Genomic DNA, 24,405 nt, shown 5'->3' with positions numbered 1-24,405 from the left:
AGGCCCGAAATATTGCAAACCTCCTTGAACATCAAACGCCACGCGGCCTCCGGGCAATGTCTCCCACCTCATAATCCGTCCAATAATTAACATCCCCCTACACTTATTCCTTAAAATCTTCTGGTTCAGGTATGCCGCTCTTACTGCCGGCGGCATAGGTAAATTCTGTGCAAAAAAAAAGCCGCAGGGGGTACCTGCGGCTCTTTGAGTATTTTCTTAGCTCTGACGATTATCGTCGTCGGCCCACCACACCCAAACAGACACAGGCATACGATACATGGCGTCGCAATGTATTCAGGTATTCAGTCACTGATATTGGTGTGTTTTGAGCTGGTTTCATAATGGCGCGAGTATCAGGCTAATTGGGGTAGCGGTCAATAGTTCATAATATTTTTTTTCGATATTTATCATACTGGATAAAAAGCTGATTTATGCTCGATTTAACAACCTAGCTATCCAGCTTTCACTATCAAATTCAAGGTTCTCAGGATCTACTTGCATGCTGCTTATCCAGTACATCACTCAGCAGGGTTTCAAACTCTGCCTGAGTGAAATAACCCAACGCTTCGGCAGCACCCGCCAGGGAAGATTTACGCTGATAGGCCTGATGGACAATCGCCGAAGCGACATCATAGCCAATCTGCGGGGCCAGCAGGGTGATGATTGATAGGTTTTGCGCCATATTCGACGTGATCTGCTGTTGATTCAGCGCCAGTCCCGCGACACAGTGAGTCGCGAAAGAATTCATCGCGTCGGCTAACAATCCGCTACTTTCCATCAGATTATGGATAATCACCGGGCGATAGGTATTCAGTTGCAGCTGGCCCTGCGAGGACGCCAGCGACACCGTCAGATCGTTACCAAACACCTGCAGGCACACCATGCTGAGGGCTTCGCACTGGGTTGGATTCACTTTACCCGGCATGATCGAGCTGCCAGGCTCATTGGCGGGCAGTTGCCACTCATTCAGGCCGCAGCGGGGGCCACTGCCCAGCAGACGAAAATCATTGGCCAGTTTCAGCAGCACCGCGGCCAGCTGCTTCAGGGCAGCACTGAAACGCAGTGAGGCATCCTCACCGGAGACCGCCGCATAAAGATTTTCATGGCGGCTGAAGGGCTGGTTGTATCGTTGCGCCAGCCCCGCCGCAACCTCATCGCCAAAGCCCTCCGGGGCATTACTGCCCGACCCTACTGCCGTGCCGCCTATTGCCAGTTTACAGACCGCCTTCAGACTTTCCTGTATCGCCTCTGCGGCCTCCTTTAGCTGTGTGATGTGTGCCGACAACGCTGCACCCACTGTCACCGGCAGCGCGTCCATCAGATGGGTACGGCCCACGGTATAGACAGTGGCAAACTCTGTCTGCTTATCATTCAGAGCGATCATCAGCTGATCAAGGGCAGGCAGCAGTGTATCACTGCTTTGCTGCGCCACGGCCAGACGCATCGCCGTTGGAAATACATCATTGGAGGACTGGGACATATTGACATGATCGTTGGGGTGAACCTTCGCACCGTCCCCAGATGGGTCTCCGCCAGATTTCAGTAGCCGGTTAGCCAGAGTGGTGATCACCTCATTGACGTTCATGTTGGTCTGGGTACCCGAACCAGTTTGCCACACCCGCAGGGGAAACTGGTCCCGGTGATTACCGCCCAGCAGATCGTCGCAGGCCTGTGTTATGGCTCCATACAGATCGTCGGGGAGTCGTCCCTGACGATGATTGACCTCAGCGCACACCCGTTTTATATGCACCAGGGCATCGATAAAACCCGCTTCAAAGCGTTGTTGACCGATATTGAAGTTGATCAGTGACCGCTGTGTTTGCTCGCCCCAAAGTGCCCCTTCATCAATTGATATTGGGGCAAAATATTCCTGAGCCGGTGAGGCTTCATTATGCTGGATTGAGGCTTTGTCGACAGGCTCGCTGGCAGAATCGCTGTTGCATCTTACAGTGTCGCTTTTTTTCATATCCGCTGTGCCTCCGTTTGACGGCAGAGGCGGAGTCACAACCCATGCCAGGGCTGCCATCATTGCAGCCGGATCTGACAAGATACCCATGAAAAAGGTTTAACTCCGGGGGCTGAAACAGCCGTCTCCACTGGTTAAACCATAGACTAAACCCGGTCAGTTCTCTATTTAATCGCATGCGTGATAAATTGCTGAATCGCATCATTATCGTGTGGATGGGCGATAGCAGGGCTGATCAGCTCAGGTTTGAGCAGATAGCCTTTATCGATCAGCCCGGTAATGACTGACAGATGTTCAATTGAAACCTTACCCGACAAAAGATTGTTAAAATCAGGGCGGGTTTCGTAAGCATTCAGCATCTGGTGCAAGCCCTGCAGATAGAGATAGTCCTTGGTAAAGCCGCCTCCCCGATAAACCCGGGCAGTAATGGTGAACGCCTGTTCATCGGCAACGTTATGTTGCTCTTTAAGCAGTAAAAAGGTCTTTTTAAAATCGTTTTCTTCAATCATCGACTCCACGGCCAGCACCCGCAACGCGAGCACCTTCAAGCGAGGCAGAGTCATACAGCCGGCCAGATATTCACTGAGTATTGCCAGCCCTTCCTGAGTCATAGTATTAACCGGGCAACCCATTGTCAGAATTTTGAGTGGCTGGCTGCGAGCATTCAGCGTCGTCACCAGATGCACGCCCAGTTCATGATGTGCCAGCGCGTTGACTTCCGTCTCTGACGCATGAGCCGCGCTATTCACCTTTACCGTGAGACCGGACACCAGCGCATTCGCAATCATGCTGTCATCCAGTTTAATCTGATACTGATAGCCCTCAGTCTGAGCAAATGCCTCCAGCCGGGTAACGATCTCGTCTGATGTGAGGATCGCATCATTGCTGGGATCAAGATCTGGCAGGTGCAGTATAAAGTTGGCGTTGCGAATGTCTTTTTCGCTGGGTTCACCGTAATAGCGGAGCGACTCATAGAGGAAATCTGGCGTGCCGATCGACTTATACTGATCGATCTTGTCCGCATAGGACTCAATCACCTCACTGTATAACTGCATCAACTGATCATCAGCTAACTCATCAACCGGCAAATTATACAGACTGCGCTTCAGACAAAAGGAATCCACCTTTTGCGTAGAGTAGAGAAATTCAGGACTCTTGGAAAAATTGGATTCAAAAAATGCAATTTTCTCCGGCCGGTAATTCACCGGACTGACGCTATCAAGAATGTTGATGCCCTTAATCAGCTCATACAGTTCATTATCCAACCTTCGCAGAGGCGCTGTGATCAATGCTTCTGAACTCATAACTTAGTCCTTTCAGAACGACCGAACGTCCGATCTATTTTTTGATGTACACCGCGGGTGAGCACTCTCAGGCGGTTTTCAAGAAACTCCACACCGCACAATATTAGTACCACCAAGAGTGACAGTTTGATCGCGGGCATCAAGTGATCCATGCTGATAAGCACTCCCAGAGCGGCCAGTATCCAGATGGCGGCGGCAGAGGTCACACCAATCACCGCGCCATTTTTTGACAGCATAACGCCCGCGCCGAGAAAACCGATACCGGTAACGACCTGCCCCAAAACGCGCGTCGGATCAGAGGTTTCCCCCTGCAGTAACAGGGCACAGGCAAGAAACAGATAGGTGCCCACGGTGATCAGCGCCGAAGTACGAATGCCCACGGGTTTACCCCGGACCTGGCGTTCACAGCCAATAACAGCGCCACAAAAGAGTGCCGTTCCGATAGCCCGCCAGCTGAAGGGGGTAATATCAAGCAGTGCGAAAATATCCGCTTCAAAACCGATCCAGCTCAAGCTTATTTGCCCCTATTTTTGCAGACTGTCGATGAACAACAGTTTTTTTGACCCCAGAAACTGCTGACCTAATTTGCGAATAGCGGTGGCATTATCCTGATCCAGCGCCTGTTCCAGCAACAGCTCGGTTTCCCCTCGGGAGATTTCACGCAGAATCCATTTGATCAGGGGAATCTTCGCCGCACTCATGCTCAGTTGCTGAATGCCCATACCCAGCAAGAGCGTCACAGCCACCGGGTCTGACGCCATCTCCCCACAGACACTAACAGGCAAATTTATCTGCTTCGCCATACGGGTAATGCGCACTAACTCATGCAGCACCGCGGGATGCAGAGAGTCGTACCATTTACCCACCAGTGGGCTGTTGCGATCCAGTGCCAGCAGATACTGACTCAGATCGTTAGTACCGATAGAGATAAAATCGAGCTTATCGCGCCAGAACGGCAACAAAGCGATACAGCTGGGCACCTCCACCATGATGCCAACCTTTGGCCGACAGACAGAGAAACCTTCATCCAGCAACTGCTGATGCACCTCCTGGAGTATCGCCAGACACTGATCCAGTTGCTCGGTTGAAGCGATCATCGGCAGCAGCAGGTGTACATGTTCACTGCCTGCTGCAGCGCGCATCACCGCCCGCAACTGCGTTATTAACAATGGCTGATTATCAAGGATATAGCGAATACCACGCCACCCCAGCGCCGGATTATCCTCTTTCACCACCGGCAGGTATGACAGGGGTTTATCGGCACCAATATCCAGGGTACGTAAATAGACTGGTTTATCCTTATAGTGGCTGATCAGGCTGGCGTATATTTTCTCCTGATCATCTTCTGAAGGCAGGCTGGACCGGACCATGAAGGGCACTTCGGTACGGAATAAGCCGATCCCTTCTGCGCCAAATTTCAACCCTGGTAAGACATCCGCCTGTAAGCCGGAGTTAGCCAGCAAGGTCACTCTGACATTATCTTTAGTCACCGCCGGTAGCTGACTATCAGCCTGTAAGCGGTTCGCCATTAACAATCGCTCAGAGATAATCCGTTTGTACTCTCTGAGAGCTGACCGCCCTGGAGAACAGATCACCTGACCGGTATCACCATCAACGACCATCTGCTCACCACTCTGAACAGAGACATCACCTAAACCCATTACGGCAGGAATACCCAGCGCGTTGGCAAACACCGCTATATGGGAGAGTGAGCCACCGGCAAAACAGACAATACCCGCCAACCGCTCGGTCGTCAGGTGAACGATATCAGACACACTGATGTGGTCGCCTACCAGTATTAACGGATCATTACCGGATGGAGCCTCTGGCTCAGCGTTACGTTGCCAGATGTGGTACAGTTTTGCCCCCAGCTGCTCAATATCCTCATGACGGGCTCGCAGGTAGGGGTCATCCATCGCTTTAAATTTATCGGAAAAGAAACTGACCGACTGTTTTAACGCCCAGGGCAGCTGAAACCCGGCGACGATCTCATCGAGAATTCGCTGTTCAAAGGTGACATCCTTCAAGAACATCTGATACGCATCCAGAACTGACGCCAGGCCTTCGCCAAGGGTGTCCTTAACCGTATCGCGTTCCTCCCGAAGCTCATTTAGCGCTTCAACTTTCAGGTTGGCCCAGCGAATCTGCTCAGCTTCAACATCGTCGGTTTTCAGCTTCTGAATCTCTGTCAGCTTTGACTGCTTGCGAATGAAAGCTTTACCCAGAGCAACACCCTGCGCACCACTAATACCCTGATATGACTTAACCTGCGAGTGGCTGAACAGCACATCCTTTGAATAGGTGGCCAATAACATGGCCAGGTGGGTTGCCAGAGTTGAAAGTAACGCCACATAGTCGGATTGTAAGACTTCAGAACGACGGCTCTGAACCACCAGAACACCATTCACCTGAGCCCGGTAAACTAACGGAACACCACAGAAACTATGAAACCGTTCCTCTTTCGAGGAGGCAACATAGTAATACCCGGGGCGCTGGTCCGGCTCTTTAATATTAATGGTGTTCTGCAGCTGTAATACCTGGCCCACCAGCCCCTGTTTAGGCGGAATAATAACCGGGTGTTTGCGAATCAGACCATGGCTGGCCACCAGCCGCAGGCTATCATCCAGCTGTCGCAGGTAAAGACTACATACATCGACAAACAGCGTCTCACTGATCGCATCAACAATATGCTGAACCTGTGCTTCAATGGTATTCGCTTTAGCAGCTGACTGGATGATCTGTGTGAGTTTTGCGAACGCACTCTCACTGGAATTCTGATTCATAACACACGCCTTGTCTCGACAATCCTGACCAACTTAAACCTCAGGCTTAATTACCAGCCTGCACATCCGCAGAGTGACTGCGGCGGAAACAATTTACACCCCGTAAATTAAACTTATATCGCTCCCGCGGCCTTGTGACAATCAATTACTATGGCCCCGGCCAACTAAACGCTTAAAACACCGGATGCACCACTGCAGCGAGCTCAGTCTGCCCTCGTAGTATGGCAACGTGCTTCTGGGCTAAGCAGCACAAAACCGATGCGATAGTTTCCGCTATTTGTATACTGATAGGGAGCCGAGACATACCCCGGCACCGCCCCGGTTACAACAATCCCATGGGCACGCAGGTAGCGGTCGAGCCCTGCCGGCATGGTATCGGTATCCTCCCGGGTTGCCTTCCACGCAATAAGACACTGCCCTTCAGTCCCGTTATTGCGGTTATCCGCGAGAAATAACTCAGTTTTCGGACTCAGGAGTCGCGCATTATCGAAGTAGAGACCGATATTGGCAGCAGTCAGATTACTATCACCAATCACCGTTCCTCCGGTAAATCCCTGTTGCTTAAGCTGTTCGGCCAGATCGGCCGATGGAAACTGCATCCGACTGGGATTTTTCTGCACATAGGGCGCCAGCCAGAACTGACTGAAACGCAATACCATCACCGTGACCGCAAAAAAGATAATCACGGAACGCAACAGAGCCTCACGACGAAGAGAGATTCCGTTAGTCTCAGCCCGGCTGAGAAGGTACAACGGAAAAATAATCAGCAATGGCTGAAACCAGCGACTCTGAAACTGGGTGGTACCAAAGATGACGATCAACAGCACACAGACCAACACCGCAGCGATCAGAAAACGCGCTGCTAACAGCCGGTGAGGGTTGACACTCCCGGCTACCAGGGGTCGGTACGCTGATGGCACAAGCAGCGTTAACACCAGCCAGACCAGAATCAGAAACTCCGCTGAATTTTTCACCAGACTGGAAAAACCGCTGATCACGCCAGCCAGATAGCCTGGCTGTGAACCTTCGCCCACCTGATCACTAATAAACGCCCTGATCTCATCCAGATGACCGATAGACCAGAGCATATGCGGCAAGAACAGCAGTAACGCGATGACAGCTGAAACAACAATACGCCGATCAAGAACCAGACTGCGGTATTCACGTATTGAAAGCGCGGCCAGTAACAGGCTGAGCGCGAACAGAGCAAAGCTGTACTTTGCCAGCATACCGCAGGCCAACAGTCCCCCCAGTACCGCATAGGCGGCCAACGAGCGCTTATGACAGATGCGGATTGCCATATAGAAAGTTGCAGAGGCAATCGCCGTGGCCAGTACGGTGTGGGTCAGATCTCTGACTGACTCCCAGGCGATACTGGGAATCAGCAACAGTGAAAATGCCGCCAGCAGGGCGATCCGCTGATTCTGAATCAGCTGACCAGCTATCAGCCAGGTAAACAGATAGATCGTGAACAGTAACAGTGACTTTAACACTGCAAGGGCCAGCACCCCCTCCCCCAACAGCTGGAAAAAAAACCATTGCAGCCAGCTATACAGTGGAGGCTGGGTGTTGTAACCCAGTGCCAGCTGCTGTCCAAAAATCAGCTGTTCCGCTTCATCCAACTCCAGCGTTCCCCCCATCGCCAGACGGATAAACAGGTGAACCAGCACATACCCAGCCAGCAAGCAGATGAACAGGCGGGTTGATGAGGCTGTTTTAGCAGAGAGAGGCACCGGCAGTCCTTAGTCCGAGGAAGTCGAGTGCATTATGTTATCACTGAGGCAGGGGAAACCGGAAGTTGTTCCCCCTGAGGTTTAGCAGATAACTGGCTGCAAAACCGGCCCCGGAGCAGCATACGTTGACTGCGGCGGAACTCTTAATCAGGACTCAGGGTCAACCCGGTTGCTGTCAGAGCTGTTGATACGATACCAGCCAGCGATGCTATAGCGGTCAGTCATCGTTGGCAGCACCTCATGAGGAAACTCTTCACTCAGAAAGATCACCACGGTGCCGAACTCAGGTTGCACTTTAAGTAACGGCTTACTGCCCTTTTCCGGGTAGATAAGTAACTCTCCGCCATCTTTATCATTCCAGTCAGGATTAAGGTAGGTAACCACCGTCAGCACCCGATTCTGCTGTCCTCTGAAAGCATCAAGATGCACTTTATAATAATCTCCGGCACGATAGTGCGCGTAGTGACTTTCAAATGAGAACAGTCCCAGAAACAGCCTTCTGTTGAGTGCCTGCTTCAGACCATCGGCCCACTCCAGCCAGGAGTGACCTGCAGCGGTGCTTTTATCTATCCAACAAATCTCATCGCGGCGAATGGCTTCAACTGTCTGATGATCAGCCTGACGGCCGATACCGGCTCGACTGAAGCGCTCTTCCGGCAAACTGCGCACCTCTGCCGCCAGTGCAGTACCCAGTGCTTCAGGCAACCCGTGACGGAGAAGGCAAACCCCCTTTTGATAGACCTCTTCGGCTATCTGATCGAACAACTCGGTCGCTGAAATCCCGCTGTTTTCCATTTGCCATGCTACTCTGATTTTAAAAAGCGCATTTGATAGAAAAACAGCTTTCACAGCAATCTATTTCTGCAAACCAGATGACCCAACTTAAAAAAACAACCAACAACAAAAAGGGCCGCAATTGCGACCCTGTGCAGATGAAACACAATCTGACTTAGCTGCGACGGTCTGCTGGAGTACCCCGGCGCTCACTGCGGCCAAAGGTCGGCGCCACATCGGTGCTGCGAACATAACCGACAACACAACGTTCGGGATCAATAACCTCACTCAGGACTTCCCGCCATTTAACAGAGTTTAGTACCACATGAGAAGAGTCGCTGAACTCTAGCCAGCCATTCTCAACCATCGATTTCACTTTACGACGTACCGTTTCGTAAGGGATTCCGGTGGCGATGCTGATCGAATGATTGTTACAGGAAAAACCAGCCACTTCCTGACGATCTTCGGCGGCTTCGCGCTGACGCAGCGCCCACAGAGAGATGACATTGAAAATAATGGCCGATTTGATATCACCATCAAATACGCGGTAACAACGAATCAGAAAGTCGGTTGAAAATGAAACAAAGCCCAGCTTCTGAGCCAGCTCATCGGCATCATAACTGGCACGCAGACTCGTTGGCATACCCCCTCCAAAAATAGATGTTTTTACGTCTTCTGAACCAACTCTGTGAGTAGTATTCTTTTCCATTTGATCCCCCTTATTCTAATTCTGTGTGAAAGTCCGTTTACTCTTACATCTCACTCATACAGAGGCTAAATCAAACAGATCTGTCATTTTGAGTATTAAACAGAACATATACTATTCGCCCCCTGTCCGACAACAAAAACCCTGTAATAAATAGGAATTTATGCCTGCGAAACATTTTTGTCACAATTTTCTAAGAGAATATGTCGGCAGAATAGAAGAAAGGTTTAAAACAATGAAGACGAATTCAATTGAACATCAAATCGCGCAACTTCTGCGCGACGGCCATAGCGCCGAACAGGTTATCAGCATCATTGACCTGCCAACTGATCAGGCTATGTCACTTTATAGAGACTATATAGAACAACGCAAACTGCAGCAGCTAAGAGCATCAAACCAGCACAGCCAGGCAGCGTATGCCATGAGTCTGGGCGTTTGAGAGCATATTTGACCTGCATTAGTTTTTTCTGATTCAGCTTCGATTAAGACCTTTTGAGGTATTTACAGTAAGTAGCCATATGCATACACTGCGATGACTAAAAATTCCGGGGCCGGTTAACGGCAGCGATACACGGATACTAAAAAAGGTGAGATGAGATGAAAAAAACGATGATTCTGGCAGTCACTGCCATGCTGATGACCCCTGTTGCTGCGATGGCTGAACGCGATGGCGCTACACTGTACAACACTAAGTGCATGGCCTGTCACATGACTGGTGCAGCTGGTGCACCTCTGTTTGGCAATGCAGAACAGTGGGGCCCTCGCGCGGCCAAAGGTATTGATGCGTTGCTGGTAAGCGCAACTAATGGCCTGAATGCGATGCCACCAAAAGGCACCTGCATGGACTGTACTGAAAGCGAACTGAAAGGCGCTATTCAATACATGCTGGATAACTCCAAGTAATATTATCTGGACTAATCAGTGTAAAAAACCCGGCACTCTGGCCGGGTTTTTATTGTCTGTAGATTATCAGCCTGGACTAATCAGAACACATCCTGCGGCTCTAACGGTGCAAACTCTTTATCTCCTTCCGCCTGTGCTTTGAGTTTTTCCAACGCTTCCGGATCACTGCCTTTCTGGATAACAATCTCCACCCGACGGTTCATACTGCGATTTTCTGAGGTATTGTTTGGAGCCAGAGGTTTGGTATCCGCATAACCGATGATGGTAAAGCGCGACTGATCAATACGTGGATCGGCAAACAACTCATGCCCTACGGCCAGCGCCCGCGCCGTAGATAATCCCCAGTTGGACTCATACTGACCGCCAGACACGGGAATATTATCGGTATGCCCCTCAATGGCAACCTTGCCCCCAACATTTAACAGCACATCACGGATCTTCGCGATCACAGGAATATAGGCATACTTCAACTCAGCCGAACCCGAATCAAATGAGCCTTTCTCCTTTACCCGGATAACAATCTTACGGCCATCCGTATCAATCTCGACGCTTCCCTGACCTATCTCCTGACGCAGTGCCGCAGCAAACTCAACAGCTTCTTTTTTCGCCTCAGCTTCAGCCTGAGCTTCCATCTTCTGCAACATCTGTTGCAGTTGTTGCGCGGTTTCGCCCTCCAGCTTATCACTGATCTCAGATTCCCCCTCTTTGGTTCTGACATCCAGTGTTTGCAGGTCATTACTGAGGGTCATCTGCCTGACTTCATTCAGCGGTGTCGGCTCCGGACGCCCAGGACTAAACTCCTGCGCGATGATACTGGTCCCTTTTGGTATATCCTCAACCTTAACCTGAGTCTGCACCCCAAACGCTTCACGCATGGAACCGGCCAGCTGCTTAAACTTCAGTACATCCATCTCCGAAAATGAAAGCAACAGCACGAAAAAGCACATCAGCAACGACATCAGATCGCCAAAGGTCGCCAGCCAGCCTGGCAAACCTGCAGGACAGGGGGGACACTTATGTTCTTCTTCAGTCATCCCACTATCCCTTATTCTTCTGCGACGGCACGTTTATTCTCAGGAAGATAGTTGCGCAACATCTGCTCAATAACACGGGGGTTCTGACCGGCCTGAATTGCCAGTAAGCCGTCAATAATCAATGACTGATTCAGTTCCTCTTCCGCTTTACGTGCATCCAGTTTATCGGATACCGGCAGGGCGAACATGGTCGCCATCATCGCGCCATACAGTGTGGTCAACAGTGCCACCGCCATTGCCGGACCAATCGACTTTGGGTCAGACATATTGGAAAGCATCTGCACCAGACCGATCAGCGTACCGATCATGCCCATACCCGGACCTACATCACCGATCGCTTTAAAAATATCTGAGCCGTATTCATGCCGTTCTGAGGTCAGGGTTTTCTCTTTGTTCAGCAAGGTTCTGACAATATCCGGATCATGTCCGTCTACCAGCAGCTGAATACCTCTCTGCATAAAGTCGCTGCTAACCTCTTTATCCTCCAGGGATAACAGCCCCCCTTTACGGGCAGCATCAGCAAGTTCAACGGTTTCCGCAATAATATCTTCCGGCTTTACCGATTTGAACTTGAAAGCTTTTCCAGCAACTTTGGCCAGCCCGAGAAAGTGCGTCAATGGGAACTTCATCAACACAACAAACAGGCTCCCCCCCACCACGATCAACAGTGACGGTACGTTGACAAACACACCGACATCGCCACCGGTTACCATGGCGGCGATAACGATACCAAAACCACCTAAAATACCTATGAGCGTGGCTATATCCACTCTTTAATTCCCCAGTTGAACAATTTTTTTGGATAATCAAACGACCCATGTCGCCAATAATAGTCTGTTATCGCCTGATACCCTTTTTGCTGTAGCTAGATAGTATCAAAAAAATACCCGGCTTCCCCTATATCCCTCTGTTTAGAGTACAATTTATTGGTCTGATTGACCCGGACGCCACTGTCCGGTAATTTGTTGCCTTTTAAACGCTTTCCACCCCCGACGGTATGGTCTATGTGCGCAAAGAAAAAAACACCTGATTTTGAAACATCTCTGGCTCAGCTGGAGTCGATGGTAACTCAACTGGAGCAAGGGGAGTTATCACTGGAACAATCTTTGCAAACTTTTGAACAAGGCGTCCGTCTTACCCGTGATTGTCAGACCATTCTCGCCGATGCTGAACAAAAAGTGCAGATGCTGATTCAGCAGAATGGGGAGTTAAAAGAGGTCCCCTTTGACCTTCCTGAGGAGTGATCTGATGGATGCCAAGCCGTTGTTGCAACAATACCAGCAAAGAGTCGAGCAGCAGCTGAAAACGGTCCTGTGCCTGTCTGGCGACGCCGAAAAAGTACGTCAGGCGATGCAGTACTCGCTGTTTAATGGCGGAAAAAGAGTACGGCCGGTACTGGTGTATATGGCAAATCAGTTACTTGGCGGCCGCTTGGAACAAGCTGATGCCGCCGCCTGTGCGATCGAATGTATCCACAGCTATTCGCTGGTACATGATGACCTTCCGGCAATGGATGATGATGAGCTGCGCCGGGGGAAACCCACCTGCCATATTGCGTTCGATGAGGCCACTGCAATTCTTGCCGGTGACGGACTCCAGGCACTGGCCTTTGAACTACTGGCGGCAGATACAACGCTGCCCGCTGAGATCTGTCTGCAGATGGTCAGAATACTGGCTCGCAACAGCGGTTATCTCGGTATGGTGGGAGGCCAGTCTATCGACCTCTGCAATGAGGGACAGCAGATCAGCAGTGAGCAACTGGAACTGATGCACCGGCACAAGACCGGTGCCCTGATCAGCGCCAGTATTGAGATGGGCGCACTATCCAGCAACCATGCGACCGAGGCCGACCTGCAAGCACTGAATGCCTATGCCAGCGCTATCGGGCTCGCGTTTCAGGTGAAAGACGATATCCTGGATATTGAAAGCAACACCGAAACCCTCGGCAAACCGCAGGGTTCTGATCTGTTGCTGGAGAAATCCACCTACCCGGCACTATTAGGCATGGCCGGTGCAAAACAGAAGCTGGCACTGCTAAATCAACAGGCCCATGCCAGTATCGAGTATTTTAATGACGCAGCTGCGCCGCTTCACTGGCTGGCTGACTATATTGTTGAGCGCCAGTATTGATCCCCATGTTCTATGCTATTCCCGAGTCTCGTCCGGCAACCCCGCTGCTGGACAGCATTGCGGACCCCGCAGACCTGAGACAACTTACGGTTAAGCAACTGCCTCTGCTGGCCGAACAGCTACGGGCATTTTTACTCTACTCCGTTGGTCAGACCGGCGGGCACTTTGGCGCCGGACTGGGAGTGATCGAACTGACCATCGCCCTGCACTATCTGCTAAAAACACCTGAAGATCACCTGATCTGGGATGTGGGCCACCAGAGTTACCCCCATAAAATTCTGACCGGACGAAGGGAGTCGATGCTGAGCATCCGTCAGAAAGGCGGACTGGCGCCGTTTCCCCGCATCAGTGAAAGCCCATATGATGATTTCGGTACTGGTCACTCCAGCACCTCCATCAGCGCAGCACTGGGTATGGCACTGGCAGACCGGCTTCAGGGACTGAAACATAAAACGGTAGCGGTGATCGGTGATGGTGCCATGACCGCAGGGATGGCATTTGAAGCGCTTAATCATGCCGCCCATACCAATGCCAACCTGCTGGTCATTCTCAATGATAACGATATGTCGATCTCCCGCAATGAGGGTGGACTGGCGACCTATCTGGCAAAAAATCTTAAAGATAAAATGGGAGCCACCACGGCTGCCCTGTTTGAGGCACTGGATTTTCACTATAACGGCCCGGTAGATGGCCACGACTTCAAGCAACTGTTGCCCGCCCTGCAGCGATCACTCAACAGCCCTGGCCCACAGTTTCTCCATATCACCACCCTGAAAGGCAAAGGCTTCGCCCCGGCAGAAAAAGACCCGGTGGGCTATCACGCCATCACCAAGATTGAGCCGATCATCCAACCGCCAGCCGCACCAAAATCGAAGCAACCCAATTTCGCTAATATTTTTGGCCGCTGGATCTGCGATCTTGCCGAACAGGATACCCGCACCGTTGCGATCACCCCGGCCATGAGTGAAGGCTCTGATCTGATTGAGTTTTCCCGCCGCTTCGGTGAGCGTTTCTTTGATGTTGCCATCGCCGAACAACATGCCGTGACACTGGCGGCAGGCATGGCCTACCGGAAGATGAAACCGGTGGTCGCAATTTACTCCACCTTTTTGCAACGCGGTTATGACCAGTTGATCCACGATGTCGCTATTCAGAATCTCGACATTCTGTTTGCCCTCGACAGAGCCGGATTAGTGGGGGAAGACGGCGCAACCCACTCAGGCTGTTTTGATATCAGCTTTCTGCGTTGTCTGCCCGGCATGATGATCATGACCCCGTCCGATGAGCAGGAGCTGTGTAACCTGTTACAGACCGGTTATGAATATTCTGGCCCCGCCGCCGTTCGCTACCCCAGAGGCAAAGGCCCGGGCGCTGAGCTTAATAAACCGATAACCATTCAACCGGGGACAGCCCGGCCGATACGGGAGGGGGAAAACGCAGCGCTGCTTAACTTTGGCCCACTTCTGAATGAGGCCAGAGTGGCTGCTGAAAAGCTCGACCTGACACTGATCGATATGCGTTTTGTTAAGCCGCTGGATGCTCAGCTGATCGATCAGTTGGTGAAATCTCATCCGTTGCTGGTAACACTTGAAGACCATGCCGTTAAAGGTGGTGCAGGTGCAGAGGTAAGTGAGTACCTGCATGCTAAAGGATATACCAATCAGTTACTGACGCTGGGTATCCCCGATCGCTGGATAGAACATGCAACACGGGCAGAGCAATTGTCGGCGTGCGGGCTGGATAGTCAGGGAATAATTGCGACGATCAGTGCGCGTTTATAAAAAACGTCCATAGGGCAGGATCAGAGCTAAAAAAACCGGCGCTTGCCGGTTTTTTTAATTACTCTTCTTCATCATCCTGAAAATGATGTTCGCTCATCAGGTGACCCAGCTTACCCATTTTGGTCGCCAGATACTGTTCGTTATGATGATTTTTACCCACCTGCAAAGGTACACGGGCAGCAACGTTGAGACCATATTCCTTCAACGCCTTCACCTTGCGCGGATTATTAGTCATCAGGTTAACGCTGGTAACACCCAGGTGTTCAAGCATCACCTGACACATGCTGTAATCACGCATATCGGCAGCAAAGCCGAGTTTTTCATTCGCTTCAACCGTATCAGCACCACCATCCTGCAGATGATAGGCTCTGATCTTATTCAGCAGGCCGATACCACGTCCTTCCTGACGCAGATAAAGCAGCACCCCACGGCCCTCTTCACTGATCCGTTTCAGCGCTTCCTGCAGTTGAAAACCACAGTCACAGCGCAGTGAAAACAAAGCATCGCCGGTCAGGCATTCAGAGTGGATTCGCGCCAGTACAGGCTTAGGGGAACCCGAATCTGCAGAACTCAGATCACCAAAAGTCAGCGCCACATGCTCTTTCCCGGATGCCAGGTCTTCAAACCCAACCATTGTAAAGACCCCCCAGGGGGTCGGCAGCTTGGATGATGCGACGTACTTTACAGACACTAAGGGAATTCCTTCGAAAAATGAGGCGATTATTCTAGCAGCGATAACGCCTTTCACATACCCTGAAATGGGGGCATTATCAGAATATTAAAGGTGTCCGTGAATTAATTTCACTCGGGAAGCTCAAGATCGGCCCGCCTTGGCAGCATCACCTGAACTTCAAGCCCGCCCAATCTGGCTGATGAGCCGAGCATAAAACGCCCCTGGTACTGGCGGACAATCTCAACAATGATACTCATACCCAGCCCATGTCCACTGGTTGACTCATCCAATCGCTCACCCCGGCTCATCAGCCGTTCACGGGCCTCAGGCACAATTCCCGGGCCATCATCCTCAACCACCAACTCAAGACAGTGGTCATCCATATGCGCCTTGATACGGATCTGACTCTGCGCCCACTTGCTGGCGTTATCCAGCAGATTTCCCATCAGTTCAACCAGGTCATCGCGCTCGCCGGGGAAATAGCTTGTTGCACTGATATCCAGATCAAACACAAGCGCTTTCTCACGATAGATCGCCTTCAGGGTGCGTATCAGTTTTTCCAGCTCCTCGCCCACATAGATACGCTGACCGGGCAAGGCTGCGCCGGCGATCCGCGCCCTTGTCAGTTCCCGCTCAATCATCTCCCGCAGCCGGGATGACTGCTCCCTGATCGACTGCCCCTGAGGAATCTCCTGTTCCAGCAAAGTATCGATATGCCGATCGATGACTGTCAGTGGAGTTTTTGCCGCATGGGCCAGGTTGCCAACGGCATTTCGTGAACGCTGCAAACGCAGCTCCATATTCTGTACCAGATAGTTAATCTCGGTTACCAACGGCTCTATCTCAGCGGTATTAGTCGGTGAGAGCTGACGGATATCACCGGCTTTCAACCGCGAGATATCCTGTCTTACCTCGGTCAGAGAACTCAGACCACGGCGAATAATAAAGATCTGCAATGCCAGCAGGATGATCAGACCGATAATGCCCAACCCCACCATCAGCCAGCCCAGCTGACTCAGAGACTCCTCTATACGGCTGATATCTTCAGCCAGAACAACCTGAATCTCACGTCCCTGTTTCATAAACGTTTTGGAATATACCAGGGTTGGCTTATGGTCCTGCTGAATCAGGCGGATATTCTCCTGGCCAATATCCTGCCCCTGCTCCACGGGGATCTGTCCATCCCAGAGCGAGCGGGAGTAAAACCATTTACCATCCACAGAGACCTGATAATAGTGCCCGGACATCGGCTGCTGATACACCGAAGAGGTGTTATCCACATTAATACGCCAACCGGCTCCGATATCCATCTCCACCGCCCGCAGTACGGTGTAGGCGTCACTGGTGAGGCGGGCCGCAACAAAATCATAGGCCATCTGCCGCAGAAACCAACTCTGTCCCACCCAGAAAAGCGTAAAGAGAAGCAGCGTAACCGCAATAAAATTGACATTAAGCCGTGACTGTATCGACCTCAACGACTGGCTCCGAATACATACCCCTGACCCCGCTTAGTCAAAATCATCTCGTGACCGATTTTTTTACGCAGCATCTTAATATAAGCCTCAACCACATTACTGTCGTTCTCAGCACAATCATCATACATATGTTCAACCAACTGAAGCTTTGACAATACTCTGCCCGGATTATGCATCATATAACGCAGCAAGCGGTATTCCGTTCCGGTTAACGCTATCTCCATTCCCTCCCGGATAACAGACTGAGTATTCTCATCCAGTGTCAGACCGGAGGCTTCCAACTGAGAGGAGATCTGTTGATTCGCCCGGCGTAACAGCGCTGTCATCCTCGCCAGCAGCTCTTCAGTATGAAAGGGCTTGGGAAGATAATCATCAGCCCCCGCATCAAAGCCATCAACCCGTTCCTGCCAGGCACTGCGAGCCGTCAGCACCAACACTGGAATATTGTTTTTCCCTGCCCGCCAGTTACGCAGTACTTCCAGACCGGAGCGGTCAGGCAGTCCCAGATCCAGCACCACCAGATCATAGATATCCTCTTTACCCATGATCTCACCATCGATGCCATTGACGGCCAGATCAACCGCGTAACCATGTTTCGCCAGCGAGCTCTTCAGTTCCGGCCCCAGCGCCGCATCATCTTCCACTAAAAGAATACGCATCTATCCGTACTTCCTTATTCAATAGCCCGGACAACCGGATCAACGACATTACCGTTACGGGCATCAACATAGAGCATCGACACCATGCCATCAACACCCGCTATCTCCATCTCATAGATATAGGACTGCCCTTTTTGCAGCAGGTGGGTATCAATAATTTTGCCTTCTGACAGGGTACTCACCAGCTGCATCAGCTCGGTCATTGAAAGAATCTCACCAGCCTGCACCAGCATCCGGCACTCCTCAGCATCGAGTGTTTTCATCCCGATCCCTTCACTGTGCAAAGCAGGAGATGCCAAAAGGCATAAAAATACAATTTTAATCATCAATGCTTTCATAGTTACTCCTCTGCTATTCGCGACAGCCACAGGGGTTTCGATATTAGTATACTGCGATTCTGTCTCAGGATTTTCAGACCGGATCACGAATGAACCGATCTCCTAGGGTTTATCAACAACTGTAATGTTACAAATATAGCGATATCAGTCACGAATAGTTATCAGACTACCCGGAAAGATTAGCAGCGATGTCTGAATTCAAACTGAAAACGGAGGGGGTAAAGCCACTGGAAGTCAAACTGCCAGCAGCCTGAAACCTAAAAGAACAGCGTCAATAACTGTAGACACGCCAGAGCCATCAGGCCCGCCAGCACATCATCAAGCATAATACCCAGGCCACCGGCCACTTGCTTGTCCGCCCAACTGATGGGCCAGGGTTTGATAATATCGAACAGGCGAAACAGCACAAAGCCGATCACAATCCAGAGCCATCCAGGCGGTGCGGCAAACATGGTTATCCAGTAACCGACAAACTCATCCCAGACGATGCCACCATGATCATGCACCCCCATATCTTCAGAGGTTTTACCGCACAGATAGATACCGACAACAAAGGTAATCACTAATACTGCGGCATACCAGGCAAGTGAGAGCGGCTGAAGCAGCAGAAACAGTGGGATTGCTGCCACAGTGCCCGCGGTACCAGGCGCCCAGGGAGAGGCCCCACTGCCAAGACCAAAAGCGAGAAAATGGACTGGGTTTCGCCATACCGACGCAGGCGCCTGATTCATTCGTCTATCCCTTTAGCTGGAAAATGATTATAGCCCTGCGGCATCACCGGCCAGACCTGACCGTCTTCTGCCAAGAGGATACCCGGAGCCGCAGAGATCTGTCCAATACAGGTGACCGCAACGCTGTGGTCACGCAGCGCCCAGGCTAGTTTAGGTTCAAGCAGTGCTGGTACGGTAAAACAGAGTTCGAAATCTTCCCCCCCGCTCAATGCCCATTGCCGCGCTTGTTGCTCACCAACCCAGTGGTGTAACTCATGGGAGATCGGCAGTTCCGCCGGATTGAGCATCACGCCGACCCGACTGGCGACGAGGATATGGTTAAGATCCGCCAGCAAACCATCAGAAATATCGATCGCAGCTGTGGCAAACTCAGCGATCAGCAATGCAGTGCTAATACGCGGCTCAGGGCAGTAAAAGCGATGCTGCAGATAGGGCACCTGCTCGCCGTGAATATTCTGCAGCAGGGTTTCAAGCCCCCCTTTTGAATCCCCCAGCGTGCCGGTAACAAACACCCGGTCGCCCGGGCGGGCACCACTGCGCAGCAGAGCCTTATTCGCAGGGGTCCAGCCATGCACCTGAATGCTCAGGGTTAGCGGGCCTCGGGTGGTATCTCCCCCCACCAGCTGAACACCATAAAGACGGGCCAGTTCCCCCAGCCGGGTACTGAAGGCCCGCAACCAGACCGGATCGGTATCCGGCAGGGTCAGAGCCAGGGTAAAGAAAGCGGGTGTTGCCGCCATCGCGGCAAGATCGCTGAGTGCCGCGCCTAATAAGCGGCTGGCGACTTTATCTCCGGAGGTTCCTGGCAGAAAGTGAACCCCCTCAACCATGGTATCAATCGAAACCACCAGATCCCGCTTAGCAGGTGGAGCGATCACTGCACAGTCATCCCCCACCGCGAGACGAACCGACCCCGTGCGGTCACTTCCCAGATCAGAGAAGTAACTTCGGATCAGTTCAAACTCGTCTGTCGCCACTGTCGGTTATTTACCGCGTTTCGCATTGATCTCGGTCATACGCACCCGGGCAGCCAGCTTGTCCAGAATACCGTTGACATACTTATGGCTCTCGGTCGCACCGAAGATTTTTGCCAGATCAACGCTTTCATTAATCACGACTTTATAGGGTACGACAATACGATAGATCAGCTCAAAACTGCCGATCCGCAATACCGCACGCTCAATCGGGTCGAGGTCGGCCAAAGCGCGATCCAGAAACGGCTCATAGGCTCTGTCGAGCTCAGCCACGTTGGCCGGTACACCATGCAACAGCTCATTGAACAGGCTCAGATCGGTGCCGGACATATCGTTATCCATGCGGAACTGCAACTCGATATCCGCAACAGCATTACCGGACATCTCCCACTGATACAACGCCTGCAGGGCGAAGCTTCGGGCGGCCCGGCGCATCTCGGTATGTGACGGTTTTTTCGTTTTTTTAGGCGCAGGAGTGTCGCTCATCTTAAACCTCAAGCTGACGCAGCAGACTGACCATTTCCAGTGCAGACAGCGCAGCTTCTGCACCTTTATTACCTGCTTTAGTGCCGGAACGTTCAATCGCCTGCTCAATAGAGTTAACTGTCAGGATACCGTTAGCCACCGGAATACCATATTCCAGAGATACCTGAGCCACACCTTTGGAGCTCTCTCCGGAAACGTATTCAAAATGGGGTGTGCCGCCACGGATAACCGCACCCAGCGCGATGATGGCATCATCTTTTTTCTGCGCAGCAATCTTCTGTACCGCTAATGGAATTTCAAATGCACCGGGCACCCGTACCACACGGATCTTTTCTTCAGCGATACCATGACGTTTTAGGGTATCAATTGCCCCGTCCAGCAGACTCTCAACCACAAAGCTGTTAAAACGGCCCACAACAATCGCGTACTGACCATTACCGGTCAGGAAATCACCTTCAATATACTGTACTGACATATTCTTTACTCTTCGCATGCAATGTAATCAACAATCTCAAGATCGAAACCGGAGATTGCATTAAATTTCATAGGTGAACTCAGCACCCGCATCTTTCCTACCCCCAGATCCCGCAGGATCTGGGAACCGGTACCTACCGTCAGATAGGAACCTGAAGCACTGATATTATGCTGACGGATCTTTTTCTCAGTGTTGAGCATCTGATTCAAGGCATCGCCCAGATCAACACGCACACCGGTATCCAGCAGCAACACCACGCCCTTACCTTCATCCGCCACTTTTTGCAGAGCACGACGCATCGTCCACTTCAGCTCTTCGCCCTGCGCCGCACCCACCACGTCACGCAGCACCTCAGTACGCAGGTGAACCCGCACCGCGGTTGGCTCTTCCGGAGTGATCTCACCCAGCGTCAGCGCCATATGGGTACAACCCTGAATCTCATCCAGATAGGTGACAAAATTAAAATCACCAAACTCGGTCGGCAACACCCCTTCACTCTCGCGCATCACCGTATGTTCATTGGTGGTGCGGTAATGGATCAGATCAGCAATCGTTCCGATCTTGAGGTTGTGCTTCTGGGCAAACTCTTCCAGATCAGGACGGCGCGCCATGGTGCCATCATCATTCATAATTTCGACAATCGCCGCTGCCGGCGTCATCCCCGCCAGGCGGGCCAGATCACAACCCGCTTCCGTATGACCAGCCCGACTCAGCACGCCACCCGGCTGCGCCATCAGCGGGAAGATATGGCCCGGCTGGACAATATCCTCGGGCTTGGCGTCTGCGCGGACTGCCGTACGTACGGTATGGGCACGGTCCGCTGCAGAGATCCCGGTGGTCACACCCTGAGCCGCTTCGATTGACATGGTGAAGTTGGTGGAAAACTGTGCGCCATTACTCTGCACCATCAATGGCAATTTCAGCTGCTGACAACGTTCACGGGTGAGCGTCAGGCAGATCAGTCCGCGAGCATGCTTCGCCATAAAGTTGATATCATCGGCACGCACCATCTCCGCAGCGATTACCAGGTCACCTTCATTTTCCCGGTCTTCGTCATCCATCAGGATAACCATTTTGCCCTGACGGATATCTTCTATCAGTTCCTGTGGGGTATTCAGTTCCATTAACCTAAAGCCTCTGTGGCCGCACTAGCGGCGGTTCAGGAAACCCGCTTGAGCGAGGGTAGCCATACTCACCCCGCCAGCCGTTTCCGTTAAATTAGTATCGCTATCATCTGTGTAGTTGATCAGCCGTTCCATATAACGGGCAATAATATCAACTTCCAGATGCACCTTCCGACCAGACTGATAGCTGGCTATTATAGTTTCCTGCGCCGTATGCGGCACAATATTCAGATCAAAAACATGGCCGTCGACCGCATTCGCCGTCAGACTGACGCCATCCACCGTGATGGAGCCTTTCGCAGCGATATAACGGGCAATCGCCTTCGGCGCACTAATCTTATAGCGGATGGAACGGGCGTCCGCTTCAATTGATACTACTTCCCCCAGCCCATCCACATGACCGGTGACAATATGGCCACCAAAGCGGGTGGTCGGCTGCATCGCTTTTTCCAGGTTCACCCGCTCCCCCGGAGCAAGATCCGGAAACCGGGTATGCACCAGGGTCTCCCGCGATACGTCGGCCCAGAAACCATCACCAGGTAGCGCCACCGCAGTCAGGCAGACTCCGTTCACCGCAATACTGTCACCCAGCTTAACATCGGTAAGGTCCAGATCTCCGGTGCGGATATACAGACGCAGATCGCCCTGCACCTCTTCGGCCGCGGCAATCACGCCCACTGCTTCAATTATTCCGGTAAACATCTTTATTTCTCCAGCTCAGGTTTCAGCGTCAGACGCAGATCATCCCCAAGCATCCGGCTGTCGATGAGAGTGAGTTTTTTCTGTTCACTCATTTTATCCAGCGGCAGCTGAAACATCGGCCGGGCACTGCTGCCGAGCAGTTTCATCGCCTGATAGAGTACCAGTTCATCCACCAGCCCCGCCTCAATAAAGGCCCCTGCCAGAGTAGCACCGGTCTCCACCAGCACCTCATTACACTCTCTGCGCGCCAGCTCCTGCAGCAACTGATGCAGATCGATACGGCCTTGTTCTCCTGACAGTTTGAGCCACTCTGCCGACTCAATATCAGCCATAAAAGCAGGCGCATCAACACAGCTGACAATCAGCGTGTGACCCGGCAGACCTAACATCTTAGCCTGTTCAGGCATCCGCCCGGAGCTGTCCAGCACCACCCGTAGCGGTTGGCGGGCAGCGATTGCCGCAGCATTTTCCAGCCCCAGCTCGGTCTGCCGAACATTCAGCGACGCATCATCACTGATAATTGAGCCGACACCGCTGATCACCGCGGAACTGCGCGCCCGCAACCGCTGTACATCCTGACGGGCCAGTGGCCCGGTAATCCATTGGCTCTCACCGGATGCCATCGCCGTACGCCCATCCAGACTGGCAGCCATTTTAAGCCGGACAAATGGCATTTTCGTTGCCATCCGTTTAATAAATCCCGGATTCAGCGCCCGGCACTGACTCTCCATCAAGCCAACACGAACGTTTATTCCAGCCTGTTGCAGTTTACCGATACCATTACCGGAAACCTGTGGATTGGGATCAACCATACCCACAACAACGTCCGTTACACCCGCCGCGATTAACGCGTCAGCACAGGGCGGGGTCTTACCAAAATGACTGCAGGGCTCCAGAGTGACATAAGCAGTACACCCCTTCGCCTGTTCAGCTGCACTGCGCAGGGCATTAACCTCGGCATGGCCCTCACCCGCTTTACGATGATAACCTTCAGCGATCAGCTGGCCATCTTTGACCAGCACACAGCCTACCCGTGGATTAGGCTCCGTAGTGTAGAGTCCCTGCCAGGCGATCTGCACCGCACGGGACATAAAGGTATGATCTGCAACGCTCCACTTTGCCATGCCGCTTACTCTGCCTGAACGGCATCCTCTTTCTGTTCTGACAGCCGGTCGATCTCTTCTTTGAACTCGTTGATATCCTGGAAGCTACGATACACCGATGCAAACCGCACATAGGCGACCTGATCCAGCTTGCGCAGCTGACTCATCACCGCTTCGCCCACCGTACGGGAGGGCAGCTCACGCTCACCGGTGGCCCGCAGATGTTGTTTGATCCGGCTGATACAGGCTTCGATATCTTCAACGCTGACGGGACGTTTTTCCACCGCACGCTGAATACCGGCACGCAGTTTATCTTCATCGAAGGGCTGGCGGGTGCCATCGGCTTTAATCAAACGAGGCATCAGAAGCTCTGCGGCTTCGTAAGTGGTAAACCGCTCATGGCAGGTGATACATTCACGCCGACGACGAATCTGCTGGCCTTCTGCCACCAGGCGTGAATCGACCACCTTGGTTTCATGGGCATTACAGAACGGACAGTACATATATCATCCTCAAAGAGCGTGGCTGCAGCTGCAGCCTGAAAAGAGCAT

26 protein-coding genes are annotated in these 24,405 nt (G+C 52.0%); 5 read left to right on the top strand and 21 right to left on the bottom strand.

Translation table 11 applies throughout. The features are described from left to right. Nucleotides 1-484: 484 nt before the first annotated feature. The 7 genes from ACQY8X_RS10860 to ACQY8X_RS10830 all read right to left on the bottom strand — a co-directional run bounded on the left by ACQY8X_RS10860 (nucleotide 485) and on the right by ACQY8X_RS10830 (nucleotide 9,203). Complete coding sequence (locus ACQY8X_RS10860; RefSeq protein ID WP_428035161.1) at nucleotides 485-2,056, bottom strand: class II fumarate hydratase; 1,572 nt, start codon at nucleotides 2,054-2,056, stop codon at nucleotides 485-487. A 74-nt stretch (nucleotides 2,057-2,130) separates the two neighbouring features. Next, nucleotides 2,131-3,270 (bottom strand): flavohemoglobin expression-modulating QEGLA motif protein, encoded by a 1,140-nt coding sequence (locus ACQY8X_RS10855; RefSeq protein ID WP_428035160.1) that lies wholly within the window; start codon nucleotides 3,268-3,270, stop codon nucleotides 2,131-2,133. Continuing rightward, complete coding sequence (locus ACQY8X_RS10850) at nucleotides 3,267-3,782, bottom strand: MgtC/SapB family protein (RefSeq protein ID WP_428035159.1); 516 nt, start codon at nucleotides 3,780-3,782, stop codon at nucleotides 3,267-3,269. Before ACQY8X_RS10850 ends, ACQY8X_RS10855 begins: the two co-directional genes overlap by 4 nt. A gap of 12 nt (nucleotides 3,783-3,794) precedes the next feature. Further along, the gene (gene ptsP, locus ACQY8X_RS10845; RefSeq protein WP_428035158.1) at nucleotides 3,795-6,053 is read right to left on the bottom strand and encodes a phosphoenolpyruvate--protein phosphotransferase; all 2,259 of its coding nucleotides are present in this window, start codon (nucleotides 6,051-6,053) and stop codon (nucleotides 3,795-3,797) included. A 203-nt stretch (nucleotides 6,054-6,256) separates the two neighbouring features. Then, nucleotides 6,257-7,786, bottom strand: a complete 1,530-nt coding sequence (locus ACQY8X_RS10840; RefSeq protein ID WP_428035157.1) for a glycosyltransferase family 39 protein — start codon at nucleotides 7,784-7,786, stop codon at nucleotides 6,257-6,259. Between the two features lie 147 nt (nucleotides 7,787-7,933). After that, entirely contained in the window at nucleotides 7,934-8,581 is a 648-nt protein-coding gene (locus tag ACQY8X_RS10835) for a 2OG-Fe(II) oxygenase (RefSeq protein WP_428035156.1), read from the bottom strand. Between the two features lie 154 nt (nucleotides 8,582-8,735). After that, nucleotides 8,736-9,203, bottom strand: coding sequence for a hypothetical protein (locus ACQY8X_RS10830; protein ID WP_428035155.1), 468 nt, complete (start codon nucleotides 9,201-9,203; stop codon nucleotides 8,736-8,738). A gap of 298 nt (nucleotides 9,204-9,501) precedes the next feature. Here ACQY8X_RS10830 and ACQY8X_RS10825 point away from each other — a divergent pair, with 298 nt between their 5' ends. Then, entirely contained in the window at nucleotides 9,502-9,705 is a 204-nt protein-coding gene (locus ACQY8X_RS10825) for a hypothetical protein (protein ID WP_428035154.1), read from the top strand. A 158-nt stretch (nucleotides 9,706-9,863) separates the two neighbouring features. Beyond that, the gene (locus tag ACQY8X_RS10820) at nucleotides 9,864-10,169 is read left to right on the top strand and encodes a c-type cytochrome (protein WP_428035153.1); all 306 of its coding nucleotides are present in this window, start codon (nucleotides 9,864-9,866) and stop codon (nucleotides 10,167-10,169) included. 80 nt (nucleotides 10,170-10,249) lie between these two features. Here the strand turns inward: ACQY8X_RS10820 and ACQY8X_RS10815 are convergent, their stop codons facing one another. Together ACQY8X_RS10815 and pomA are read right to left on the bottom strand one after the other, a co-directional pair. Further along, nucleotides 10,250-11,203, bottom strand: coding sequence for a flagellar motor protein MotB (locus tag ACQY8X_RS10815; protein WP_428035152.1), 954 nt, complete (start codon nucleotides 11,201-11,203; stop codon nucleotides 10,250-10,252). A gap of 11 nt (nucleotides 11,204-11,214) precedes the next feature. After that, nucleotides 11,215-11,973 (bottom strand): flagellar motor protein PomA, encoded by a 759-nt coding sequence (pomA, locus tag ACQY8X_RS10810; protein ID WP_428035151.1) that lies wholly within the window; start codon nucleotides 11,971-11,973, stop codon nucleotides 11,215-11,217. Between the two features lie 234 nt (nucleotides 11,974-12,207). On the opposite strand from pomA, the gene ACQY8X_RS10805 reads away from it, so the two are divergent. Genes ACQY8X_RS10805 through dxs form a run of 3 tightly spaced genes read left to right on the top strand, consistent with a single transcriptional unit; the run spans nucleotide 12,208 to nucleotide 15,114 of the window. After that, nucleotides 12,208-12,447 (top strand): exodeoxyribonuclease VII small subunit, encoded by a 240-nt coding sequence (locus tag ACQY8X_RS10805; RefSeq protein ID WP_428035150.1) that lies wholly within the window; start codon nucleotides 12,208-12,210, stop codon nucleotides 12,445-12,447. A 4-nt stretch (nucleotides 12,448-12,451) separates the two neighbouring features. Then, nucleotides 12,452-13,333 carry a polyprenyl synthetase family protein gene (locus ACQY8X_RS10800; RefSeq protein ID WP_428035149.1) on the top strand — a complete coding sequence of 294 codons (882 nt, stop codon included), beginning with the start codon at nucleotides 12,452-12,454 and terminating at the stop codon, nucleotides 13,331-13,333. A gap of 5 nt (nucleotides 13,334-13,338) precedes the next feature. Beyond that, nucleotides 13,339-15,114, top strand: coding sequence for a 1-deoxy-D-xylulose-5-phosphate synthase (dxs, locus tag ACQY8X_RS10795; RefSeq protein ID WP_428035148.1), 1,776 nt, complete (start codon nucleotides 13,339-13,341; stop codon nucleotides 15,112-15,114). A gap of 58 nt (nucleotides 15,115-15,172) precedes the next feature. On the opposite strand, the gene ribA is transcribed toward dxs, so the two are convergent. The 12 genes from ribA to nrdR all read right to left on the bottom strand — a co-directional run bounded on the left by ribA (nucleotide 15,173) and on the right by nrdR (nucleotide 24,357). After that, entirely contained in the window at nucleotides 15,173-15,805 is a 633-nt protein-coding gene (gene ribA / locus ACQY8X_RS10790; RefSeq protein ID WP_428035147.1) for a GTP cyclohydrolase II, read from the bottom strand. A gap of 110 nt (nucleotides 15,806-15,915) precedes the next feature. Then, nucleotides 15,916-17,262: a sensor histidine kinase gene (locus ACQY8X_RS10785; protein WP_428035146.1), complete on the bottom strand. Its 1,347-nt coding sequence runs from the start codon at nucleotides 17,260-17,262 to the stop codon at nucleotides 15,916-15,918. Next, nucleotides 17,259-17,921: a response regulator transcription factor gene (locus tag ACQY8X_RS10780; protein WP_428035145.1), complete on the bottom strand. Its 663-nt coding sequence runs from the start codon at nucleotides 17,919-17,921 to the stop codon at nucleotides 17,259-17,261. Before ACQY8X_RS10780 ends, ACQY8X_RS10785 begins: the two co-directional genes overlap by 4 nt. Nucleotides 17,922-17,935: 14 nt before the next feature. Continuing rightward, nucleotides 17,936-18,184, bottom strand: coding sequence for a PepSY domain-containing protein (locus ACQY8X_RS10775; RefSeq protein ID WP_428035144.1), 249 nt, complete (start codon nucleotides 18,182-18,184; stop codon nucleotides 17,936-17,938). Between the two features lie 332 nt (nucleotides 18,185-18,516). Beyond that, the gene (locus tag ACQY8X_RS10770; protein WP_428035143.1) at nucleotides 18,517-18,990 is read right to left on the bottom strand and encodes a phosphatidylglycerophosphatase A family protein; all 474 of its coding nucleotides are present in this window, start codon (nucleotides 18,988-18,990) and stop codon (nucleotides 18,517-18,519) included. Then, on the bottom strand, nucleotides 18,987-19,967 hold the full coding sequence (thiL, locus tag ACQY8X_RS10765) for a thiamine-phosphate kinase (RefSeq protein WP_428035142.1): 981 nt from the start codon (nucleotides 19,965-19,967) through the stop codon (nucleotides 18,987-18,989). Before thiL ends, ACQY8X_RS10770 begins: the two co-directional genes overlap by 4 nt. Nucleotides 19,968-19,973: 6 nt before the next feature. Next, on the bottom strand, nucleotides 19,974-20,450 hold the full coding sequence (gene nusB / locus ACQY8X_RS10760; protein WP_428035141.1) for a transcription antitermination factor NusB: 477 nt from the start codon (nucleotides 20,448-20,450) through the stop codon (nucleotides 19,974-19,976). A 1-nt stretch (nucleotide 20,451) separates the two neighbouring features. After that, complete coding sequence (gene ribH / locus ACQY8X_RS10755; protein WP_299202187.1) at nucleotides 20,452-20,925, bottom strand: 6,7-dimethyl-8-ribityllumazine synthase; 474 nt, start codon at nucleotides 20,923-20,925, stop codon at nucleotides 20,452-20,454. Nucleotides 20,926-20,930: 5 nt separating this feature from the next. Further along, a complete protein-coding gene (gene ribBA, locus ACQY8X_RS10750) occupies nucleotides 20,931-22,049 on the bottom strand; it encodes a bifunctional 3,4-dihydroxy-2-butanone-4-phosphate synthase/GTP cyclohydrolase II (protein ID WP_428035140.1) in 1,119 nt (372 codons plus the stop codon). A gap of 24 nt (nucleotides 22,050-22,073) precedes the next feature. Further along, the gene (locus tag ACQY8X_RS10745) at nucleotides 22,074-22,751 is read right to left on the bottom strand and encodes a riboflavin synthase (protein WP_428035139.1); all 678 of its coding nucleotides are present in this window, start codon (nucleotides 22,749-22,751) and stop codon (nucleotides 22,074-22,076) included. Nucleotides 22,752-22,753: 2 nt separating this feature from the next. Next, on the bottom strand, nucleotides 22,754-23,875 hold the full coding sequence (ribD, locus tag ACQY8X_RS10740) for a bifunctional diaminohydroxyphosphoribosylaminopyrimidine deaminase/5-amino-6-(5-phosphoribosylamino)uracil reductase RibD (protein WP_428035138.1): 1,122 nt from the start codon (nucleotides 23,873-23,875) through the stop codon (nucleotides 22,754-22,756). Nucleotides 23,876-23,880: 5 nt separating this feature from the next. After that, nucleotides 23,881-24,357: a transcriptional regulator NrdR gene (gene nrdR / locus ACQY8X_RS10735; RefSeq protein ID WP_428035137.1), complete on the bottom strand. Its 477-nt coding sequence runs from the start codon at nucleotides 24,355-24,357 to the stop codon at nucleotides 23,881-23,883. Nucleotides 24,358-24,405 lie beyond the last annotated feature (48 nt).

Origin of the sequence: Amphritea sp. (genome assembly GCF_050300915.1) — a bacterium.
GTDB lineage: Bacteria > Pseudomonadota > Gammaproteobacteria > Pseudomonadales > Balneatricaceae > Amphritea.
This window is presented reverse-complemented; position numbering and strand designations above follow the sequence as displayed.